Source organism: Hoskinsella mucinilytica, assembly GCF_045223415.1.
GTDB classification, from domain to species: domain Bacteria; phylum Bacillota_I; class Bacilli_A; order Erysipelotrichales; family Erysipelotrichaceae; genus Hoskinsella; species Hoskinsella mucinilytica.
The window spans coordinates 60194-81221 of record NZ_JBEQZJ010000010.1; the positions used below are offsets into that span (position 1 = coordinate 60194).

A 21028-nucleotide genomic window follows, 5' to 3' on the forward strand; every position below is an offset into this window, starting at 1 on the left:
TATCCCTTTAAACTTTCAAAAGTTGCGAATTCAATTTGATGTTCCTTTACCCAAGCTAATAAACGTTCTTTACATTACGCATTTATTTCAATGGGTCTAATACTCACAAAGCTGGAATGATATGAATCCTGAATTTCACAAAGATTACTATCTCAGCATCTGTTTCCATCCATTTTTACTATATTTCATACTCATCACTTCCAACACTACCACATCATAAATCCTAATATGAGAAGTGATGCAAAAAAAAACAGCATTTTTCCTATGCTGTCTCTCATGCTGTTTTACCCTAATTCTAGTAAGAACTCCTACCTCATCAGCATTCATAATCTTTCTATCAGCGATCTTGCTATATGCTTTGACTATACATTCTCTTTTTTTATGATAGACAATTCCATACGATAAGGAAGCTGTACCAACTCTACACCTGCTGCCTTCAACATTCGTTTACTAGCCTTGGTTCCATCGGTATCCGCATATTTATCTGATTCATAAACAATACGAGAAATACCGCTTTGAATGATTGCTTTCGCACATTCATTGCATGGAAATAAGGAAACGAATATACTACACCCGTGTAGATCAGCATTGCTGTTTAAAATTGCATTTAATTCCGCATGAACGACGAATGGATATTTGGTCTGTGAAAATTCTCCATCACGATCCCATGGAAATTCATCATCACTACAGCCATTAGGAAACCCATTATAACCGATTCCTACAACTCTATGCTCTTTACTTACGATCACTGCTCCTACTTGTGTAGAAGGATCTTTGCTACGTTTTGCGCTCAAATGAGCCAATCCCATAAAATATTCATCCCATGTTAATACATCTTTACGTTTCATTCCAGTTCCTCCTTCGCATATTGTTTTTGAAACATTGATGATAAATAATTGGCATATGCATTCATTGGTGTATTACGATACACATCGATCAATGCATCATCTAATTCTTTTCGAATAGGTTGTACCTCACTAACCTGTGTACATAAATAACCCAAAGCTACAAGCAGTATACTACCTGCAATACGAATATGTTTCTTAACTTCAAACAAACGGCGATTACCAGAGCATAAGATACCAATAAATAAGCCTGTCAGCACTCCACCTAACATACCGATCATAGGTACACCGGATACAAGCATCATCAATATTGCATACCAAATGATACGAAAAGCTGATAATCGTACGGTTGGTAATCGCCAAGCTCCATTACCGATCAAGGCCACAAAATAAGCCGCAATCAACCCTAATACACCAGCACTGATGCCATAGCTTAAAGTATTTTCAGCTGCCGCAAAAACAAATAAATTGCCGATCCATATCGAAGATAAAAAAATCAAGATATAGTATTTTTTAGGATACATTCGTTCACAAAGCTTTCCTATATGAAAAAACACATAAAGTTCTATGATCAATTGAAAAACATCACCATGCACGAAGCCTGCGCTTATCAAACGATAAAACTCATGAGCGGCAACTACATTCATCTTATAATAACCACCAGTTGCCACAACTCCCAACACTGCATTTTTTGAAAGCAGGGTCAAAACAAAGGTAGCGATAAACCATATGATACAAATTGCCATTAAGATCATCGTTTGTTTAGGTCTTGCGGCTTTTTTAGCTCGTTCCAAACTTGCCTTTTGTTGTTTTACATGGGCTTCTTCTATTTCTTTTGTAATCGTCGCAAACTCAGTTGTTTCATCTTTTACATCATGAATCACATGATCAATACCGGGAAATACGCTTAAAATACGTGCATTACTGATTTCATCTTTCGTAATTCGGATCTGGGTCATTAAGGCATTATCCACCAAAGCGCATTTTGGATTGGTATTTAAAATCATGATCGGTCCTTCTCGATGAATCAGATTCAATATAATACGATGAACATTTCGTATATACTCTGTATCAGAAAGTGTACATGCATTTTCCTTACTGGAAATGCGTAGCACAGGATAATTCTCTTGTTTGGGGTTCATCAACCAAATATCATCCTTATGCTGTTGTACTCTAACGATCTGATACTCATAATTGATAATCAGATACCGCAATAATTGCATAGCATATAGATCATATGTTGATATGTCCATTTACATCACCCCTCTTTGGCACGCAATTCCTTCAGTATCGTTTCAAACTGCTCAGGTAATGGTGCCTCAACGGTGATTTGTTGCTGTGTCCTTGGATGCACAAAAGTTAATTGATGTGCATGTAATAGCTGTCCATTGGTTTTCATCGTCTTACGATAGCTATATTTTTCATCTCCGACAACCGGATAACCGATGTATTGCATATGTACACGAATTTGATGCGTTCTTCCTGTTTCAAGTCTACATTCTACTAAGGTATACTCTTGAAAACGTTCGATCACCTTAAAGTGTGTTCTGGCATCCTTAGAATTCGTAGAAGTAACTGCCATTTTTTGACGATCATTCACATCACGTCCGATTGGAGCATCAATGGTACCGAAGTCATGAGGAATGACACCATGTACCAACGCATAATACAATCGATTCACACTTTTGGTCTGTAGCTGTTTCGATAAGGAAGCATGTGCCATATCATTTTTCGCAACGATCAATAGACCCGTGGTATCTTTATCAATACGATGTACAATTCCAGGACGAAGCACACCATTGATCCCGCTTAAATCCTTTACATGATACAATAATGCATTCACAAGAGTACCATGCTGATTGCCATTTGCCGGATGAACGACCATTCCCTTTGGCTTATTGATTACAATGACATCTTCATCTTCATATCGAATATCTAAAGGTATCGCTTCCGCTTCTACATCCATTTCTCGATCATCCTCTATCTGTAAAGAAATCTCATCATGGACCTTCACTTTATAATTTGCTTTCCCGCTTTGCCCATTCACCAAAACCTTACCTTCTTCGATCAATGACTGAATTCGGCTTCTTGATAATTCTTCTTCACTACTTGCGATATACTTATCCAATCGCTGTTTCGCATCCTCATCGGTTACGATTAATTTTACTTCCTTCATACTTTCACACCTCGCTCTTCTAATAAAATATCAATAATAATCAAAAACACTCCAAAGCAAAGTGCCATATCCGCAACATTGAATACAGGAAAATCATATCCCAAGATGATAAAATCAATAAAATCTCGCACATATTGAAACATCAAACGATCAATTAGATTGCCGATGGTTCCTGCCGCCATACAAACGATACCGGTCTTAAACATCACATCTTGCTTTTCACTACGTACATAAAAATAAATCATTGCTACTAGCGCAATCGCTGTAATGATATAGAAAAACCACATTTTACCTTCCAGCATGCTCCATGCTGCTCCTGTATTATGTAAATAGGTTATTCTGAAAAAACCAGGAACGATATCCATAGACTGTTGTAGCTTCATATTCGCATCTACTGCGAATTTACTTATTTGATCTATTGCCAATAAGACAATCAATAAAATCCCATGTTTTACTTTCATGAAAAAAACACCTTTCCATCATCTATACTCATAGATACCTAGTTATTGTACTACAAAACCAATTAATCCGCCACATTTTGTTAAACAGGAAGAAGCAAAAACACAATACTTTACTTAAGCCTTTCCTTATTCATATAAAAAAATCGCTCCTTGGCGATTTTTTACTACATTTTATCAAAGAAATGAGATCATTAGGAAAGTTTATAAATAAGGAGGTTGAACGCAACATACGCTCATACGTAAGCTCTTCCTTTCATAAAACGTATAGATTTTTTAAATCTGTTGTTAGTATACCATCACTTTCAGATATTTTCAATAACTTTTTCAATTTTTATTCATTATTTTTCTGAAAATAGTTTCATCTGGCATTTCGATAGATTTGTTCCATATCTTTTTGTGTCAATGATTTTACACATCCAATCGTTCGCTTTCCAAAAAAGCTACACTTATATGCTAGATTTTGACAATCATCATCACTTAACTTTATACCGAGTTCTTGTATGGAAATCGGCATTTGGATCGTTTGGAAGAATGCTTCCATACAACGTATCCCTTCCTTTGCACAACTTAGTTCCTCTTCTATGTTTAGATCAAATAGATTTCTAACTAAGCTGGCAAAGCGTTGTGGATCTTCATCAACCACATAACGTGCCCAACTTCCCCAAATCGCACTAAGTCCTGCCCCATGTGCAACACCATAAGCTCCACTTAATTCATGTTCCAGCTGATGACATGCCCAATCCCCGATTTCTCTTGGTCCACTCATTCCATTATGAGAACAACTACTGGCCCACATCAATTCTGCTCGGCTATCATAATTCTCTGGTTGTTCTTTTACGATCAAAGCATGATGCATCACTGTCTTTAAAATACCATAAGCAAATTGATCATATAATTCCATTGGCTTCTCTTTTAGAAAATAGCGTTCTAATGTATGCATCATGATATCTACCGCCCCACTCATGCTTTGATAGGTTGATAACGTATACGTAAGTTCCGGATTCATGATGGCAAATTTACAACGACCAAGATCATTGGTCAATCCACGTTTTAATTGCCCTTCTTCCTTTGTGATGACACTGGAATTGCTCATTTCACTTCCTGCTGCCGCAATGGTCAAAATACAGCCGATTTTCAAACAATCCTGAACGACTTTCTTTTTCTCATAATAATCCCAAAGGTTTCCTTCATTTTTAACACCATATCCAATCGCTTTGGCACTATCGATCACGCTACCTCCACCAATCGCTAAAATAAAATCCACTTGTTCTTGTTTACATAACGCAATGCCTTCTTCTACCTTTGATAAGACAGGATTAGCAATGACACCGCCTAGCATGACATAGCTTAGACCTTCTTGTTTCAATAACGCTTCTACTCGTGCCAATAACCCACTCTTCTTCGCACTACTACCTCCATAATGAATCAAGACCTTATGTGCACCTAAACGACGAATTTCCTTTCCTACCCTATCCTCCATATGCTTTCCAAACAATACTTTTGTTGGCGCATAATATTCAAATTGTTCCATTTTTATTCTCCTTTCCCATCATCCTTACACTTTTTTTGCATCCTCGATCAATTTCAAGATATCCTTTGTATCCTTTGGCAAATCCTGCTCATGGATATAAAGATAGCCTGCTTCGCTTTCTACCAATACATCCTTATTCCCATATTCCTCTACGAAATGGTATAGGATGACCTTATCCAATAACGCTCTTTGTTTCACTTCTCGATAATGTGTGATACGTTCGTGAAGGAAAGAGGCAATTGGCGTATCTTTTACCTGAATCACCATATAAGTATCACTTTGTCCTTGATGCATGGTCCACACCTTTACCAAGCTATTTTCTTTTAACGTCTGTATTCCTTGTTGTTCATGGATATGATCCTTATAAATCGAAACCATCCAAAAAGATGCCATCATCACAAGAAATACGCCCATCCCTGCCCAAAAGCGTCGTATCCTTGCTTGTTGTATTGTTAGCTTTGACTGTTTTAATGCCTTTGAATACCGTTGATAACATAAAACACAAATCAAAAACAACAAAAACAATAATACCAATAATAACCCAAACCATAAATACGCAAACACGATCACACCAATCAAACATATGCTATGCAAGATGGTTCTCGTATACACCTTCCACATGAAAGCTTTTCTATCTTCCTTTAACAGCCACATGATATTAGGAAACGTTAAGATCAGCTCATCGATCAATATTGTGACCATCGTTAAAATCTGAAACAAATCACTATCAGATACAAAGAAAGATGCTCTTAATGAAGTATATCCTGTATAGATACAAATAAAGTTGATAATAAAGGTTGCGAAAATAGAACGTATCATGGCCCATACAGTGGTACGAAGACTTTCTCTATTCGCCTCATCATCTACACGAATTTCCATGGCATCTTCTTTACATTTCTTATAAATCTGAATACCATTTTTTTCACAACCGATCGGCTCATACCCATACTCCTCTACAAAGCTTCGATATTCTTTATTTCTTTCATCTTCATTTTTTCCCTTTTCATATGCATAATAATCAACCATATAGGAAGCTTGTTCTACTTTCTTTTCAAACTTCATAAGGCCCGGTAACCCCTTGTTCATCCATACGATATGCCACCCATTTATAGCTTTTTGATTGATATACTCCTCCAACAAAGGATATTCATATAGCTGAAATAATAAGAAACGATAACTTGTTTTCATTTAATTTCCTCCATCCATTGCGCTCCCTCTTCTATCATTTGACGCAACCTTTCATATTCTTCTTTTAACCTGTCTTTCCCCATTGGACTGATCAAATAGGTTCTCTTTCTTCCCTCAACCTGAATTTCATCAATCATACCTTCACTTTCAAATTTTGATAACATCGTATATAAAGTTCCAGGTACAAGCCGTACTCTTCCATGTGTAAGTTCTAAGATAAATTCAGTGATTTCAATCCCACAGCGAGGAGATAATAAGGCAATCAACGTATAATACATTGATTCCGTTAAGGTATCCAACTGTTTCTTAGGCATAACTCCTCCCTTCTATATCGTTTAACGATATTGCTTCTATTTCTACTATAATATCGTTTAACGATATTGTCAATAAAAATAAAACAGGATTTCTCCTGTTTACTCATAATTGATGTTAATATGTGCCTTTGCTTTACTTGAACAAGTAATTCGTATCACTCTTGTGCCATTACAAGAATACAGCTTATGTTCCTTCAAACCTTCTATGATGATATCGATTGCATTGGTAAATGTATTCCAACCTGCTTCAGCCTCATAATGACGATCATTATATCCTTCTACATAATATTCATGTTCTGATACTGTTTGATCGATATAATCCGGAGCTTCTATTTTTACTTTATCACCATAAGATTCATCTATGACGAACTCATAGTCCACATAGCTTCTTCCCATATAAATATTCAAATCTTTTTTTGATATATCAAAGGTATTCACACTGGAATAAAAATGCTTATCATACAGCTCGCAGGCATTGACTGCTGTATAATCCTTTACTTCAAAAAACATCATGGTTCCACCAATTGCCATCATCGTAATTCCGATGATCAATGAAATCAGAAAACGTTTCATTATCTACGCCCCCTTTTCCATAATAATCGATACAATGCACTTAGAAATGCCGAAGTTACGATGATTGCGCCAATCAATAGGAAGTACGCTCCCATCATGGTAAATCCTTCCATACTTAAGACGATCATTGCGCCAAGGGCACAACATAATCCAATGATCACACCCACAAAAGGAATCATCATCAAGCAGAAGAAGATTTTCATCAATGCACTGGCAAATCCTCCGACACGACCTCCTTCATAATAATAGGAATCATAATCCCGTTGTTTTCTATGATAAGGGCGTTCTTCTACATCTTCATAAGAATCTGTTTGTTCATATTCATTTTCTTCCATTCTATCATCCTGTCCGGTTTCTTCACCATTCTCTTTTTTTTTATATTTATGATCATCCTTTTCATCATAAATACTTGAATTTTTTTGACGATAAGTAGTTCTTCCATTTGTGAAATCATGCATGGTATCTTTAAAGTCATCAAACACAGTAGAATCATCTCCACGGAATTTATAACGTTTGATTCTCTTTCTAAACAAATCAACCAATACAATGACAAAGATTGCGATATAAGCTAAGGAAATAACGATCTTCCAAATCGCTGCCAATACATGACCGATCCCAAAGCCGACAATGCTCTTTAAAAGACTTGCGCCAAGAGAAGAGGCAAATTCAAATGGTATTCTCAAGATAAACAGAAAGATCAAGATCATCAAGAATTCAAAAATCAATTTGATGACATCATCTGCATCTAAAGAAGTGAAGCTCGCAAGAAATCGTTTAAATCCATCAAATAATTCATCCATAAAATAATTGAATTTTCTGTCAAAATCATGCTGATGAACACGATCAGTATTGATTTTATAGGCATCCAATATGTCATCAACAAGTTCATCAATATCGCCAAAATCCTCAATTGCTTCCTCCTCACTTTTTCCCTCTTGTACCTTCATTTCTATATGGGTACGATATTCATCAATGATATCTCTTCTTTCTTTTTCATTGATGACCTGTAGTTTTTTATCCAACAGGTTTAAAAATTCATCTTTCTTCATGAAAGCTCACTCTCCTTTATGAAATTATTTACTGTTTCATGGAATTCATTCCACTCACCCAACAGTTCTTTTGTTCGATTCTTACCTGAATCCGTGATCCGATAGTATTTTCTTGGAGGTCCTTCCGTTGATTCTACCAGATACGTTTCAAAATAATGCTCATTGGTCAAACGCTTCAACAATGGATAGATGGTACCTTCATTCACATTGACAACTTTGCTGACCTCTGAGACCAGTTCATAACCATACATATCCTTCTTGTACACAGAAAGTAGCACGATCATTTCTAATACCCCTTTTTTAAATTGTGTATTCACTGGCTCCACCTCCACTACTATCATAATGCTAGTACCTTGTATTGTCAAGTACTAAATTAGTATTGGTACTAAAATAACATCAATACTAAAAAAAAGAAGCACTTAATTTGTGCTTCCAAATCCACCATTTCTTACTTCCATGACCTCATCGTCCTCGGTGATACCAAATGGTAGAAAAATCCCTTGTACCAAAGCTTCTCCTGCATGAATGCTAAGTACCTTTCCTTCATTGGAATCATTGGTTAACTTCACAAAAATATGTCCTTCATTATCAGAATGCACATAATCTTCATCAATGATCCCAACTGTATTATTAAATTGCAATCGATAACGAAAACCTAAGGAGCTTCTAGGATACAACTGTAACACCCATCCCTGTTCCATATACGCTCGTATTCCAGTTGGTAATTTTATTGTTTCACCAGGTTTTAAACTAAAATCGATAGGTGAAAAAAAATCATATCCTGCACTACCTTTTGTTGCTCTTTTTGGCATTTTGATTTCCTCATACACGAGCCTATGATCTGATTCTTCATCAAAAGTATCTTTCCAATCTTTTTCAAACTGTGAAAAGCTAACCTTTTGAAATTTTGCAATTCTATTCATATGATTCCTCCTGTCTTCCATCATTTTATCATAGTAAGCAGAAAAAATCATTTCGTATCTACTGTGCTATCTCAATTTTTTCATTCTCTTTCCCGGGATTTCTTTGAATAACCTTATAAAATAATGTTTGATGTTCAACGATATTTTCTCCATAAGATTTCTTATAACTAAATCTTGGAACCTGATGCAATTGGGTAACGGTGATATAATCTAATACCGTAAATGCACCGAATAATATAAAAACGCATCCTATCATGATCATGATTCGCATGGAAAACTTGAGTAGCATTACTTTCATCTTCATGTAGATTCCGATCAATAATAAGGTTCCTCCAAGGATCGCATAAATGCTTCCCCAACTACTTTCATTTGGGAATATTGCCAATGCTGATATCATAATGAATAAACCAAATGCCATAAATAAAACATTGATGATGTTTTGTTTCGCAAAGCTTAATTCATGTTTACTGTATTCTGCCATTTTTATGGCTGTATCTTTTGTTTCTTGATTCATGTTCTCACTTTTCCTTTCACCATCGATCAGTTCAGGTATGCTAATGTCATAAAATTGGGATAGCTCAACCAATAAACTAATATCCGGCATATTACTACCAGTTTCCCAACGAGATACGCTTCTACTAGATACCTTCAATGTTTCAGCCAACATTTCCTGTGTTAACTTTTTTTCTTTTCGCAATGTCTTTAAAAATTGTCCAACCTTTTGTTGATCCATATGCCGAGATACCTCCTTTCTTTTACAGCATATACCTCATCTATCATTTATTACACGACACAAAGTGAGAAATCTCATGTTTTTTAAAATAGACAAGCTTGTCTGGTGTTGACACCTTCCTTAGAGAACATAAACTATGATAGAACGAATGAATAATTGAACGATTATAAAAATTACGATTACCCTTTTCCATGTTTTTCTAACCGTAAAGGTCTTCATCTTTTTATGTGATAAAAATTGTAATGCTTGTTTCACTTGTTTACCAAACAATCGATAAAAGATATATCCGATCCATACTCCAAATGTGTTAGTGATAACATCTGTAATATCACAAGAGCTTAGTTGTCTTGCAGAAAAAAGTTGAACAATTTCTATAGAACAACTTAGCATGAATCCGCTAAACACAGTACTTTTTAAATCTTTATGGTAAATAAAAGGATACATGATACCGAATGGCACAAGCATTAAGATATTTAACACGATTTGTCTGATAAAATCTCCATTCTCATTGAAATAGTCAATAAATGGTACGAGATTAGCATGTATATGCGATAGATCGATATTAACAAATGGGATGGGGATGATGATAGGAATGATTAAAGTTACACACAGAACGCAATATCCATAACTATATAACAAGCTTTTTACCAAACATTCATATAAATTGTGATTCCATTTAGGTAAGAAAAAAATAAAATATATCATGATTGCTGTCACAAAATCAATCAAAGTACATACACGAAAAAAATCCATGTTACATCTTTCCTTCCTTATCTCTTATCTTTTATATTATCATCAAACGTTAACCCATACAAGAAAAACGGCATTTGCCGTTTTTCGTTTTCATTATGCTATTTTCCTGTACGAAGTTTTTGAAAAAGTTTTGCCATTTTATAAAGCATTGACTTCACCGGTACATCAAATTCACCTACGTATTCTACAACGGTAGGATCAAAATTAGATTTAAAAACAGATAATCCATCATCTAATGTACCTTCAACACCACCCATAGTTACAAATTGATATCCTTGTTGGAATGCTAGTTCAAATTGTTTGAGATAAATTAAGTATTGTGGTCTAAATGCTTTAAAATTCTCATCCATACCCGCATATAACATTTCTACATAATTTCCATAACCGATCATCAATCCACAGGCAATGATGGTTTCTTTATCGCAAACCTTTTTTACTTCTTGTATAGAAGAAAGCTCTTCTGTCGCTTTACGCATATCTTCTTGCAGTTTCCTCTGCCCTTTTTCCTTCAGCTTTTCATCTTTCATCTTTTCATTGATTTCAGCTATTTTTAGATTCAGTTCTTGTTCTCTTTTTGCTGGATCTACTTTCGCCAAAAAGATATGTGCATGGTCTTTGTAAACTTCTAATAATTTCTTAAAATATGCTTGATCTCTTAAATGAACGCTTTTTCTTTCTTCTGTTAAATGCATGATACGAGCAAATTCTTCTAACCCTTCCATGCCTACCTCTTCCACTTCCACACGCTTATTGATCGCTTTACGCACAGACTTCATGGTTGATTTCGGAATGCTTTCTTCCCAATGATCTGAATAATATAGACCCATATGAAATCTAGGCTGAATGGTATCTTTTATACTTTTTGTAAAGCCTTTAAAAATCGCACCGTTTTTTTTCAAGGCATCAATCGCCTCAACGACTTTTTCATCGTATGGCATATCCTTTTGATCCAATTTAAACTCTCTTAATTTTAAAGCGGGATCAAAAGTGATAAACAAACATTTCTTCTTTTTTGCCCATTTTTTTAATGCATTTAAATAAAAGGCAACAAGTGCTTTATCCTCATAATCCATGACAGGTCCTTTTGGAATATACATCATTGTATATCCTAAAGGCAATGGTTTAATTAAAACAAGTGCTGCTGCTACCATCTTTTCTTCCACCAATACAGCAGTATAGGCATGTTGCCAATTATCCTTTACTCTAGCCCAATCAGACGATTGTAAAAGATTACAAAGATCGTGTTTTGTCACAAATGCATCATGATCTTGCGGGGTGTTACAATCAATAAATCGATACATCATCGTTTCCTCCATCTCATCCATGCTCCTAAGAGTTCTGCTTTTTACATTACATAGATCATATTTGAAATTAACATAGGAATGTTTCATTTGATATGTTTATGAAATGTAAACTAACTATAGCAATCTTACTTTTTATAATTATAGAACATTTTATAGATAATGTAAACAATATATCGAAAGAGATTTTATCTTTACATATAGAAATTGGTACTCACATCAATACCTTAATTTTGAACCTAAACCTCTTCTTTGTTCAACAAGTCATGCAAAAAAGGTTTTAAGCTTTTAAAAGCTATCGCAAGATGTAAAGCATCATTTAAGCTCATATAGCTATTATCCATGATTACATTTACGCTTTTTGTTATTTTTGTGATTTCACTTTCACATAGCCTTGAATCCTTGTTCATATATTCCTTCACTTAAATTGCACATATTCATTTTCTCCTCATAGATGCTCACTCATTTGTTTAAAACAGATACACAAGAATTCTCATCCTACAATATCATTGTACTAAGCTAACCATAAATGTAAATAAGTAAACAGAAATTTTCTAATTCAAAAGCATTACACTTGCACTTTAGCCTTTACCACACCCTCTGCCTTTCTAATTTTCATAGAAGATCAAAATTCAATTTCGTCATGAATTATGATAACTTTTGTGTTACCTCATTTTGTTATTGAGTTTCTAATTCTATTTTTTCCCATCCCTGTGAAAATAAACAAAAAACGGCTTTCACCGTTTCTTTAGTTTAGATCTTCTCCATTGCTTGCGATTACTTTTTTATACCAGTAGAAAGAATCCTTACGGTAACGTTTCAAATCTTTGATATCTTCATCATCACGATTTACATAAATGAATCCATAGCGTTTCGCAAAGCCTTGGTGAGTAGATATTAAATCAATTGCTGACCATGGACAGTATCCAAATACGTTTACCCCATCATCGATTGCCAATTGTAATTGATGGATATGTTCTCTTAGATAGTTGATACGATAGGTATCATGAATGCTGCCATCTGCTTCTAGTTTATCATATGCACCTAAACCGTTTTCCGTAATAATGATTGGCAAACGATAGCGAGAATACACTTCACGCAATGTATTTCTAAATCCAACAGGATCGATCTGCCAACCAAAATCGGTACGTGGTAAATGAGGGTTATCTACACCTTGATAGATACCTTCTTCCCCTACAGCTATCTGCTGATCTCCTTTTGTTTCACTCTTTGAAGAACCAATTGGATTATCCGCTACTGCTTGCGTACAGTAATAATTAAATGCAATGAAATCAGGCTTGCCTTGTTTCATGATCTCCATATCGCCTTCTTTGATTTCTGGTAAGATACCTTTTTTACGCATATAGTTCCATACGGTAGCGTTATATTCCCCATAAACTGCCATATCAAGATATAACCAATTACGAATAGCAGAGAAGGTATCCGCAGCCAATACATCTTCCGGTTTACAACTATTTGGATAAATCGCAGAAATATTCGGTGCAGGTCCGATTTTTGCGTTCGGACACATTTCATGACATAGCTTCATTGCTTTGGCTTGTGCCAATAACATATGATGATTGTCTTGCATCAATTGTTTTTCATTGGTATCTCCTGTACCGATAACAGAACCATGTAAAATCATCATATTCTGTTCATTGATGGTTAACCAATACTTGACTCTATCTCCATAATGTTCAAACATCAAACGACTGAATTCCTCAAATGCATCGATTGTGTTGGGATTGCTCCAACCACCTTTTTCATCTAATGCTGCCGGTAGATCAAAGTGATACATCGTCACAAATGGTTCAATTCCATTTGCTAGGCAAGTATCAATGACGTTGTTGTAAAAATCGATTCCTTTTTGATTGACTTCGCCTGTTCCTTTTGGTAAAAGTCTTGCCCAAGAGATAGAAAAACGAAACGTTTTCATACCCATTTCTGCCATCATTTCAATATCCTCTTTGTAATGGTGGTAGAAATCACTTGCTACTTTAAAATCTGCAGTACCTGGAATGACATCTTTGATATCCTGTACGCTTGGTCCTTTCCCATCTTCTAATGCCGCACCCTCTACCTGATAGGCACTGGTACTTGCACCCCAAAGAAAATCTTCGGGAAATTTTGTTAACATCTTATCATCCATTTCAATTTCACCTTTCTTTTATCCTTTTTCTTAATCATATTTATATTAGCATACGTTTTTTTGTAATATGTTTCATAGATATGAAATGTTAGTACGATCCTCGTATAGTTTAAGATAGATCTTCTCCATTGCTGGCAATGACCTTTCGATACCAATCAAAGGATTGTTTTTTTCTACGTGTATAGTCACCTGTTCCATCATCATATTTTTCTACATAGATAAAGCCATAGCGTTTTGCCATTTCTCCTGTAGAAGCACTCACAAGGTCGATACAGCCCCAAGGTGTATAACCCATCAAATCTACGCCGTCTTCCACTGCTTCTTTCATTTGTTCAATATGTTGACGTAAATAATCGATACGGTATTCATCATGGATGCTACCATCTTCTTCTTTTTTATCATACGCTCCTAAGCCGTTTTCAACGATCATCACAGGTATCTGATAACGATCATAGATTTCATTTAATGTATATCGCAATCCTTTTGGATCGATCTGCCATCCCCAATCACTGGCTTTTAAATATGGATTATTTACTCCACCTAACAAATTACCTTTGCCTGTTGTTTTTTCTGGATCTGCACTATGGCAAACAGACATATAATAAGAGAAGCTATAGAAGTCTACACAGCCTGCTTTTAAGATTTCTGCATCGCCTGGTTCCATCTTGATCTTAATGTTGTTTTCTTTGAAAAAACGAGTCATATAAGAAGGATAGTATCCTCTTACCTGTACATCTCCACAGAACCAATTCATGACATGATTCTTTTGTTGTGTTAAAACAACATCATCCGGATGACAAGTCAATGGATAACTGGTCGCATAGATTTGCATACATCCTACTTTATAATTTTCATCGATTTCATGTGCTAGTTTTACCGCAAGTGCACTGGCAACAAATTGATGATGTAACCCTTGGAATCGCTGTTGTGGATCATCTACCTGATGATTAAAATCTGTTGTTCCTTCGTTTAAAATTCCTTGAGATAAAAAGGCACCGAAATTTCCTGTTGCACCATTGATTTCATTAAAGGTCAACCAATACTTCACTTTACCTTGATAGCGAGTAAAGATCGCTTTACAATATTTCACGAAAATATCGATCATTTCTCTGCTTGCCCAGCCATTGTATTTCTGTGTTAAAGCAAATGGTACCTCATAATGAGAAATAGTGATCAATGGTTCGATACCATAGCGTAAACATTCCTCAATGACATCATCATAAAACGCTAAGCCTTTTTCATTTGGTTGTGCTTCTTCTCCGGTTGGAAAGATTCTTGTCCATGCGATAGAGAAACGAAAGCATTTAAATCCCATTTCCGCAAACAAAGCGATATCTTCTTTATAATGGTGATAAAAATCAATCGCATCATGACTTGGATAAAAGGTTCCTTCTTCTAGAACCGGTGTAATTCTTTTGGCTTGTTGATAGCTGCCTCCCGTACAGATATCAGCACAGGAAATGCCTTTTCCATCCACATTCCATGCACCTTCACATTGATTGGCGGCAGTAGCTCCACCCCATAAAAAATCTTTTTTAAATGGCATAATTTTTTCTCCTTTTTCTTTACCAGTAGCATTGTAACATAGCTGTATTTTCTTTTGTTTTCAAACAAGTGAAACTTTCGTACAAATTATTTTTTATATGTTTGAACACGTGCATCATGGATGACACCTTGATAATTCATACCAAATGCAAAATCATAGATATGACCATCCTGATCTTTATGACAGATCATATCATGTGCAACATCTTCTAATTGTGTTTCTACGGTATCCATATCCGCAGGCATTTGAAATGGCAATAAACCACTTGGCTCATATTCACCACTGATGCAATCTAATATTGCTTGTGATTGAACATGAAAACTGATCAATAAACCATCGATCTTATCCTCAAATTCTTTTACGATCGTTGGATTCTTCGCATTCAAAGATACGATGATTGGTTTTCCTTTCATACATGCTGAAGTTTCCAATATGATATCAAGGTCTGCCGCATTCTCTGCTTCATTCCATTTTCCTTGATAACTACGATCAACAATTTCATCACGTTCATCCATAGCGATGCTATGAGCTCTTGCTAGCTTTGCTTCATAAGGTCGATATTGTAGGTTAATCGGTTGATAGCCTTGTTTTCCATAGCCCGTTGATTTCGGTGAATCAATACAAACGATCGCAAAATCTGCTTTTTCCGGTTGATCAACGACCTCATAATATTTTTCTAAGAGTGTTTTGGGAATTGCTTCTTCCTCATGGGCGCCAATGACATGACCAAACCAGTCTTGACTTTCCTTCCTTCTACGCTTTGGTACATACACACGTTTGCCTTTTTGCATCGGCAAGACATGCTCATGATTTTTTAATAAGACGATTGATTTTCTTTGTGCTTCATATCCTTTTTCCATATATTGGGCACATCCTACGACACTTTGGGCATAGGTTGGATCTGTATAAGGTTGTTCAAAAAGACCACATTGAAAGATATTGCGAAGCAGTCTTGTTGCACTTTGTTCGAATCGTTTTCGCATAAACACTTCTCCATGTTCCTTACATCCCATTTCATATGCCTCTAAAACCGGTTTTATATCATTATTTCCACCAAATTGATCAACACCCGCCATCAATGCCAAATAATGACGTTCACTGATACTCATCTGCTCTACACCCCAGCATTTTCCACTTAAAAATTGATCCATTGCATGACTTTTTGCTGTAATCATCCAATCAGTGCATACCACACCATCATAACCAACTTGTTCTCTTAATAAGTCTTGTATGATATAACGACTATATCCATTTCCTACATTTTGATGATGTCGATGGTCTTGATCATAAGAAATGGTGTAGTATGGCATGACTGCACTTGCTTTGCTTGTACCGTTTTTTAATTGAAATGCTCCTTCTATAAATGGCTTTACATGCTCTTTAAATTGATTTCCGGGATAGACGGCATATTTTCCATAGGCAAAGTGAGCATCTCTTCCGCCTTCTCCACATCCTCCACCTGGCCAATGCTTGACCATGGTATTGACGCTTTCCATGCCCCAGCCATAGCCACTGCTTTGAAAGCCATCACAATAAGCCTCTGCCATTGCTGAAGCTAACGCTCGATTTTCGCCGAAGGTACCATCGAATCGCATCCATCTAGGCTCTGTTGCCAAGTCGATTTGCGGGGATAATGCTGTGGTTATTCCCATTGCTCGATATTCCTTGGAAGCGATGCTTGCAAAACTTCGAACAAGCTCAGGATCAAAAGTTGCCGCAAGTCCAAGGCTTTGAGGCCACATAGAAATATCGCCGCCACTTCCTGCATCGAATTCTGTATTTGCACTAGGAGCATGACGAGGATCGGAGCTATGATTTGCAGGAATCCCTAAGCCCAATGACTCACAATATTCTTGTACCTGATTGTTCCATTTGGCGGCTGTACTTGCATCGTCTACTACTGTCATTAAAATATGACGTACATGATCTTCTTTTAGAAACTGTTTCTGTTCATCGCTTAATTCCCAAATATGAGCATCACTTTCTTCAAACGGACGTCCACCATAAGTTCCCGCAAACATTTGAGCAAACACATTCGGTTTAGAGGATATGCTTTGATGTGCACTATACAACATCAAACCTGCAATTTCTTCTATGCTCATACGTTCGATCAAATCAGCGATTCTTTCTTCTATTGGCAAACGCCAATCTTCATAAGGATCCAATACTCCGTTTCCATTCATATCCTTGAATGCATATCCATCCACCTCGATGATTTGAGATTGGTTTTTTTTCGCAATACCTAATGTTTTCCCATTTTCTTGTTTGATTTCGATATAATTATCTATTTCTTTCAAAGTATATTTTTTCATAAAATTCATCCTTTTTCTAAAGAGGGTAAGAACCTCATCGATCCTTACCCTCTAGCTATTATAATAATACTGTGATCAAATCTTCATTTGATTTCACAACTGCATTTTGTGTTTCTACGATATCTAGATAGTCTGCGGTATTTGTAATAATCACAGGAGTATCAACACAATAACCTTCTTTTTCAATTGCTGCTTTATCAAAGGTCACTAACAACTGTCCTTTTGTCACTTTATCTCCTTGTTTTACATGAGCTTCAAAGTGTTTTCCTTCCAGTTGTACGGTATCAAGTCCAATGTGGATCAAAACTTCACAACCATTATCGCTCACTAAACCAATCGCATGTTTGGTAGGAAACAGTGTCATGATCGTACCATTAAATGGCGCAACGACTTTTCCATTACTAGGTTCAATGGCGATACCTTTTCCAAGTGCGCCACCGGCAAATGCTGCATCTTTGATTTCAGATAAAGGTTTCACTTTTCCCTCGATTGGTGTTACGACGATTTCTTTTGATAATTTAACAGCGTTGTTTTCTGCTACTGCTTGTTCTTCATTTACAACAGAGTTGTCTTTCCAGAAGAAGAAAGTCAATAAGAAGGCAACTACCATAGACACAGCAATACATGCAAAGCTTGCGTACATACCACTTGCTTCACCTGCTGGTGAGATATAGTTTACAACACCGAAGATACCAAGTCCACCCATGGTATAGCTTTTACCATCCATTAAGGCAAACAATGCACCACCTGCACATCCACCGATCATAGAGAATACGAATGGAAGTTTTGCAGGTAAAGAGAAACCATAGATTGCAGGCTCAGTTACACCACAAACACCTGATACGATTGCAGGAACTGCCAATGCTTTTTGTTTTTTATCTTTTAATTTAAAGAACATAGCCGCAATAACTGCTGTCTGAGCGAAAGAGCATCCAAAGCTACCAACAAGAATCGTGTCAAATCCAACAGTGGTTAAATTGATCATCGCAATTGGTACAAGTGCCCAGTGAAGACCAAAGATAACCAAACACTGCCAGAAGAAACCAACAACAGCACCAGTTAATACAGGTGAGAATGCATATAGATTAGAGAATCCAGAAGCAAGCAGATCGGTTAACATTGATACGATAGATCCAATAACGATCAAGCCTACAGGTAAGGAAATAATCAAAACGAATAAAGGTACAAAGAATCCTTGAAGCATTTCCGGAATGAATTTCTTTCCAAGCTTTTGAAGGTATCCGGCGAATGCAACAACAACCAATACAGGAACAACAGATGAAGTATAATTACCTGCAACAAACGGAATACCAATGAACGTAGTATAGTAATTACCTACCAATGGCAAGTTTCCGATTGCTTCTCCTGCCGCAGCCAACGTATCCTTTTGAATCGTTGGATAACATAATGCCGCACCAATCAACATACCGGTAATCGGATTTAACTTGAATTTCTTCGCTGCTGTATAGCCAAGTAATACCGGCATGAAGTAGAATACTGCATCACCGATAGCGTTTAGAACCATATAAGTTCCACTGACACTATAAGTTTCTCCTAATAAGAATACTAGTAAAGCATTTAACCCTTTGATGATACCTGCCGCACACATAGGTCCAAGAATCGGCTGGAAGCATCCGCTGATGATATCGATCAGTTTGTTGAAAATACCCTTTGGTGCTTCTTCATCACCTGATTGGCTATCTCCACCAATACCAGCTACTTCACATACGTCTGCGTAAACATTTGGTACGTGATTCCCAATAACTACCTGATACTGACCTGCAGAATGCATCACGGTAACGACGCCATCCATTTGTTTCAGAACATCGTCATTTGCCTTTGATTCATCTTTCAGTTTAAAACGTAAACGAGTAATACAGTGTGTTAATCCATTGATGTTGTCTTTGCCTCCGACGTTTTTGATAATGTCTTTTGCTAATTGTTCATATTTTCCCATGTTTTTTTCCTCCATTTTCTATTTCAACATTGAATATGAAGGTTTGGCCAACTTAATGTCACCATCCGATTTTGAATATGAGAGCTACTACTTGACGCCTTTACCCTTTTCCTTCTGTTTTCGTTACATTCCTCCTTCTCTTATCTATCTTCAATCAGTTTCCTGATGAATGACTAACGTTCATTTTCATAAACAACTCGTGCGATATGAATGGTCAAATATAACATTTCCTCATCGCTTAATAAATAATCATACTGTTCCACAAGGAACTTTTTGATCGTTTTTACGCATTCATATGCGTTCTTATATTTCACCTTGATAATATCAAGTAAATCATCTTCACTATTTTCTTTATAGGTTTTATTAGAAACCAGTCGCTGTGCGAAAAATTTCAGATGTGTAACAAAGCGATAATAATATACAGATTCTTCATTGTATTCAAAGTTAAAGTAGTATTTTACGATATTGGAAATTTCCTGCATCACCTTTGTGATGGTATACATATCTTCAACTTTATCGGGATTTTCTTCCATCTGTGCATTGACAAAATGAAGGGCAATGAAACCTGCTTCATCTTCTGCCAGCATAATGCCTGATTGTTCCTTGATCATCTCCAACGCTTTTAATCCAATACAGAATTCATCTTTATAAAAACGTTTGATATCCCATAACAATGCATTTTTTACCTCAATACCTTCTTTCCATCTTGTCAAAGACATAAAGATATGATCCGCAAGCGAGATATAAATGGAATCATTGATTTTCTTGCCGATATGCGTTTTCGCATAAGTAATGATATTTTCTACCAATAGGATGTACTCTAATGGGATATCCGCAACAAGTTCTTGAAACTTATTATTGGTATCTGGATTGTTCATGGTAAACACTTTATCGATGGCTGCAGGATCTATTTCATCGCCACATTTCTTTTTAAATGCAAGTCCACGACCCATAACAACCTGTTCTCTGTTTTCTTCATCTAATACAACGACTACATTGTTATTTAATATCTTATGTATCTGCATTCGATTACCTCTCTTTCAAACATAGAAAAAACCTATCTACATACACCAATAGTAAAACTTTTTTTGGCTCTTGTAAATAGGTTTAGCTTGTACTTAAACAATCACTATCCATTGATTACGCTATTATCATACTCTATCATTTTTGCTTTGTCAACGCTTTCAGCGCATTTTTTTACACAAATTTCACATATT

At 36.1% G+C, this 21028-nt stretch carries 19 protein-coding genes; all 19 read right to left on the reverse strand.

What is annotated here, in order from left to right:
- Nucleotides 1–362: 362 nt before the first annotated feature.
- Nucleotides 363–848 (reverse strand): deoxycytidylate deaminase, encoded by a 486-nt coding sequence (locus tag UGRO018_RS05000; RefSeq protein ID WP_416325358.1) that lies wholly within the window; start codon nt 846–848, stop codon nt 363–365.
- Nucleotides 845–2098, reverse strand: coding sequence for a rhomboid family intramembrane serine protease (locus tag UGRO018_RS05005; protein WP_416325359.1), 1254 nt, complete (start codon nt 2096–2098; stop codon nt 845–847). The genes UGRO018_RS05000 and UGRO018_RS05005 overlap by 4 nt, the downstream gene beginning before the upstream one ends.
- Nucleotides 2099–2103: 5 nt before the next feature.
- A complete protein-coding gene (locus UGRO018_RS05010) occupies nt 2104–3021 on the reverse strand; it encodes an RluA family pseudouridine synthase (protein WP_416325360.1) in 918 nt (305 codons plus the stop codon).
- A complete protein-coding gene (gene lspA, locus UGRO018_RS05015; protein ID WP_416325361.1) occupies nt 3018–3482 on the reverse strand; it encodes a signal peptidase II in 465 nt (154 codons plus the stop codon). The genes UGRO018_RS05010 and lspA overlap by 4 nt, the downstream gene beginning before the upstream one ends.
- Nucleotides 3483–3840: 358 nt before the next feature.
- Entirely contained in the window at nt 3841–5013 is a 1173-nt protein-coding gene (locus UGRO018_RS05020) for an iron-containing alcohol dehydrogenase (RefSeq protein ID WP_416325362.1), read from the reverse strand.
- Between the two features lie 24 nt (nt 5014–5037).
- Complete coding sequence (locus UGRO018_RS05025) at nt 5038–6201, reverse strand: DUF2812 domain-containing protein (RefSeq protein ID WP_416325363.1); 1164 nt, start codon at nt 6199–6201, stop codon at nt 5038–5040.
- Nucleotides 6198–6515 carry a PadR family transcriptional regulator gene (locus UGRO018_RS05030; RefSeq protein ID WP_416325364.1) on the reverse strand — a complete coding sequence of 106 codons (318 nt, stop codon included), beginning with the start codon at nt 6513–6515 and terminating at the stop codon, nt 6198–6200. The genes UGRO018_RS05025 and UGRO018_RS05030 overlap by 4 nt, the downstream gene beginning before the upstream one ends.
- A 99-nt stretch (nt 6516–6614) precedes the next feature.
- The gene (locus UGRO018_RS05035) at nt 6615–7088 is read right to left on the reverse strand and encodes a hypothetical protein (RefSeq protein WP_416325365.1); all 474 of its coding nucleotides are present in this window, start codon (nt 7086–7088) and stop codon (nt 6615–6617) included.
- Nucleotides 7088–8137: a DUF1700 domain-containing protein gene (locus UGRO018_RS05040; RefSeq protein ID WP_416325366.1), complete on the reverse strand. Its 1050-nt coding sequence runs from the start codon at nt 8135–8137 to the stop codon at nt 7088–7090. The genes UGRO018_RS05035 and UGRO018_RS05040 overlap by 1 nt, the downstream gene beginning before the upstream one ends.
- Entirely contained in the window at nt 8134–8454 is a 321-nt protein-coding gene (locus UGRO018_RS05045; protein WP_416325367.1) for a PadR family transcriptional regulator, read from the reverse strand. The genes UGRO018_RS05040 and UGRO018_RS05045 overlap by 4 nt, the downstream gene beginning before the upstream one ends.
- Nucleotides 8455–8556: 102 nt before the next feature.
- Complete coding sequence (locus UGRO018_RS05050) at nt 8557–9060, reverse strand: dCTP deaminase/dUTPase family protein (protein WP_416325368.1); 504 nt, start codon at nt 9058–9060, stop codon at nt 8557–8559.
- A 58-nt stretch (nt 9061–9118) separates the two neighbouring features.
- Complete coding sequence (locus tag UGRO018_RS05055) at nt 9119–9793, reverse strand: helix-turn-helix domain-containing protein (protein WP_416325369.1); 675 nt, start codon at nt 9791–9793, stop codon at nt 9119–9121.
- 120 nt (nt 9794–9913) lie between these two features.
- Nucleotides 9914–10546 (reverse strand): VanZ family protein, encoded by a 633-nt coding sequence (locus tag UGRO018_RS05060; protein ID WP_416325370.1) that lies wholly within the window; start codon nt 10544–10546, stop codon nt 9914–9916.
- Between the two features lie 98 nt (nt 10547–10644).
- Nucleotides 10645–11862: a peptidoglycan bridge formation glycyltransferase FemA/FemB family protein gene (locus tag UGRO018_RS05065; RefSeq protein WP_416325371.1), complete on the reverse strand. Its 1218-nt coding sequence runs from the start codon at nt 11860–11862 to the stop codon at nt 10645–10647.
- A gap of 733 nt (nt 11863–12595) precedes the next feature.
- The gene (locus tag UGRO018_RS05070; RefSeq protein ID WP_416325372.1) at nt 12596–13996 is read right to left on the reverse strand and encodes a glycoside hydrolase family 1 protein; all 1401 of its coding nucleotides are present in this window, start codon (nt 13994–13996) and stop codon (nt 12596–12598) included.
- Between the two features lie 109 nt (nt 13997–14105).
- A complete protein-coding gene (locus UGRO018_RS05075) occupies nt 14106–15542 on the reverse strand; it encodes a glycoside hydrolase family 1 protein (protein ID WP_416325373.1) in 1437 nt (478 codons plus the stop codon).
- Nucleotides 15543–15628: 86 nt separating this feature from the next.
- Nucleotides 15629–17854 (reverse strand): glycoside hydrolase family 3 protein, encoded by a 2226-nt coding sequence (locus tag UGRO018_RS05080; RefSeq protein WP_416325374.1) that lies wholly within the window; start codon nt 17852–17854, stop codon nt 15629–15631.
- Nucleotides 17855–17912: 58 nt separating this feature from the next.
- Nucleotides 17913–19811 (reverse strand): beta-glucoside-specific PTS transporter subunit IIABC, encoded by a 1899-nt coding sequence (locus UGRO018_RS05085; protein WP_416325375.1) that lies wholly within the window; start codon nt 19809–19811, stop codon nt 17913–17915.
- A 173-nt stretch (nt 19812–19984) separates the two neighbouring features.
- The gene (licT, locus tag UGRO018_RS05090; RefSeq protein ID WP_416325376.1) at nt 19985–20836 is read right to left on the reverse strand and encodes a BglG family transcription antiterminator LicT; all 852 of its coding nucleotides are present in this window, start codon (nt 20834–20836) and stop codon (nt 19985–19987) included.
- Nucleotides 20837–21028 lie beyond the last annotated feature (192 nt).

Coding starts and splice junctions, on each gene's coding strand:
- UGRO018_RS05030 (WP_416325364.1), bottom strand. CDS start 6,515: ATGCCTAAGAAACAGTTGGATACCTTAACGGAATCAATGTATTATACG.
- UGRO018_RS05020 (WP_416325362.1), bottom strand. CDS start 5,013: ATGGAACAATTTGAATATTATGCGCCAACAAAAGTATTGTTTGGAAAG.
- licT (WP_416325376.1), bottom strand. CDS start 20,836: ATGCAGATACATAAGATATTAAATAACAATGTAGTCGTTGTATTAGAT.
- UGRO018_RS05060 (WP_416325370.1), bottom strand. CDS start 10,546: ATGGATTTTTTTCGTGTATGTACTTTGATTGATTTTGTGACAGCAATC.
- UGRO018_RS05000 (WP_416325358.1), bottom strand. CDS start 848: ATGAAACGTAAAGATGTATTAACATGGGATGAATATTTTATGGGATTG.
- UGRO018_RS05035 (WP_416325365.1), bottom strand. CDS start 7,088: ATGAAACGTTTTCTGATTTCATTGATCATCGGAATTACGATGATGGCA.
- UGRO018_RS05010 (WP_416325360.1), bottom strand. CDS start 3,021: ATGAAGGAAGTAAAATTAATCGTAACCGATGAGGATGCGAAACAGCGA.
- UGRO018_RS05055 (WP_416325369.1), bottom strand. CDS start 9,793: ATGGATCAACAAAAGGTTGGACAATTTTTAAAGACATTGCGAAAAGAA.
- UGRO018_RS05065 (WP_416325371.1), bottom strand. CDS start 11,862: ATGGAGGAAACGATGATGTATCGATTTATTGATTGTAACACCCCGCAA.
- UGRO018_RS05025 (WP_416325363.1), bottom strand. CDS start 6,201: ATGAAAACAAGTTATCGTTTCTTATTATTTCAGCTATATGAATATCCT.
- UGRO018_RS05070 (WP_416325372.1), bottom strand. CDS start 13,996: ATGGATGATAAGATGTTAACAAAATTTCCCGAAGATTTTCTTTGGGGT.
- UGRO018_RS05075 (WP_416325373.1), bottom strand. CDS start 15,542: ATGCCATTTAAAAAAGATTTTTTATGGGGTGGAGCTACTGCCGCCAAT.
- UGRO018_RS05005 (WP_416325359.1), bottom strand. CDS start 2,098: ATGGACATATCAACATATGATCTATATGCTATGCAATTATTGCGGTAT.
- UGRO018_RS05050 (WP_416325368.1), bottom strand. CDS start 9,060: ATGAATAGAATTGCAAAATTTCAAAAGGTTAGCTTTTCACAGTTTGAA.
- UGRO018_RS05040 (WP_416325366.1), bottom strand. CDS start 8,137: ATGAAGAAAGATGAATTTTTAAACCTGTTGGATAAAAAACTACAGGTC.
- lspA (WP_416325361.1), bottom strand. CDS start 3,482: ATGAAAGTAAAACATGGGATTTTATTGATTGTCTTATTGGCAATAGAT.
- UGRO018_RS05085 (WP_416325375.1), bottom strand. CDS start 19,811: ATGGGAAAATATGAACAATTAGCAAAAGACATTATCAAAAACGTCGGA.
- UGRO018_RS05080 (WP_416325374.1), bottom strand. CDS start 17,854: ATGAAAAAATATACTTTGAAAGAAATAGATAATTATATCGAAATCAAA.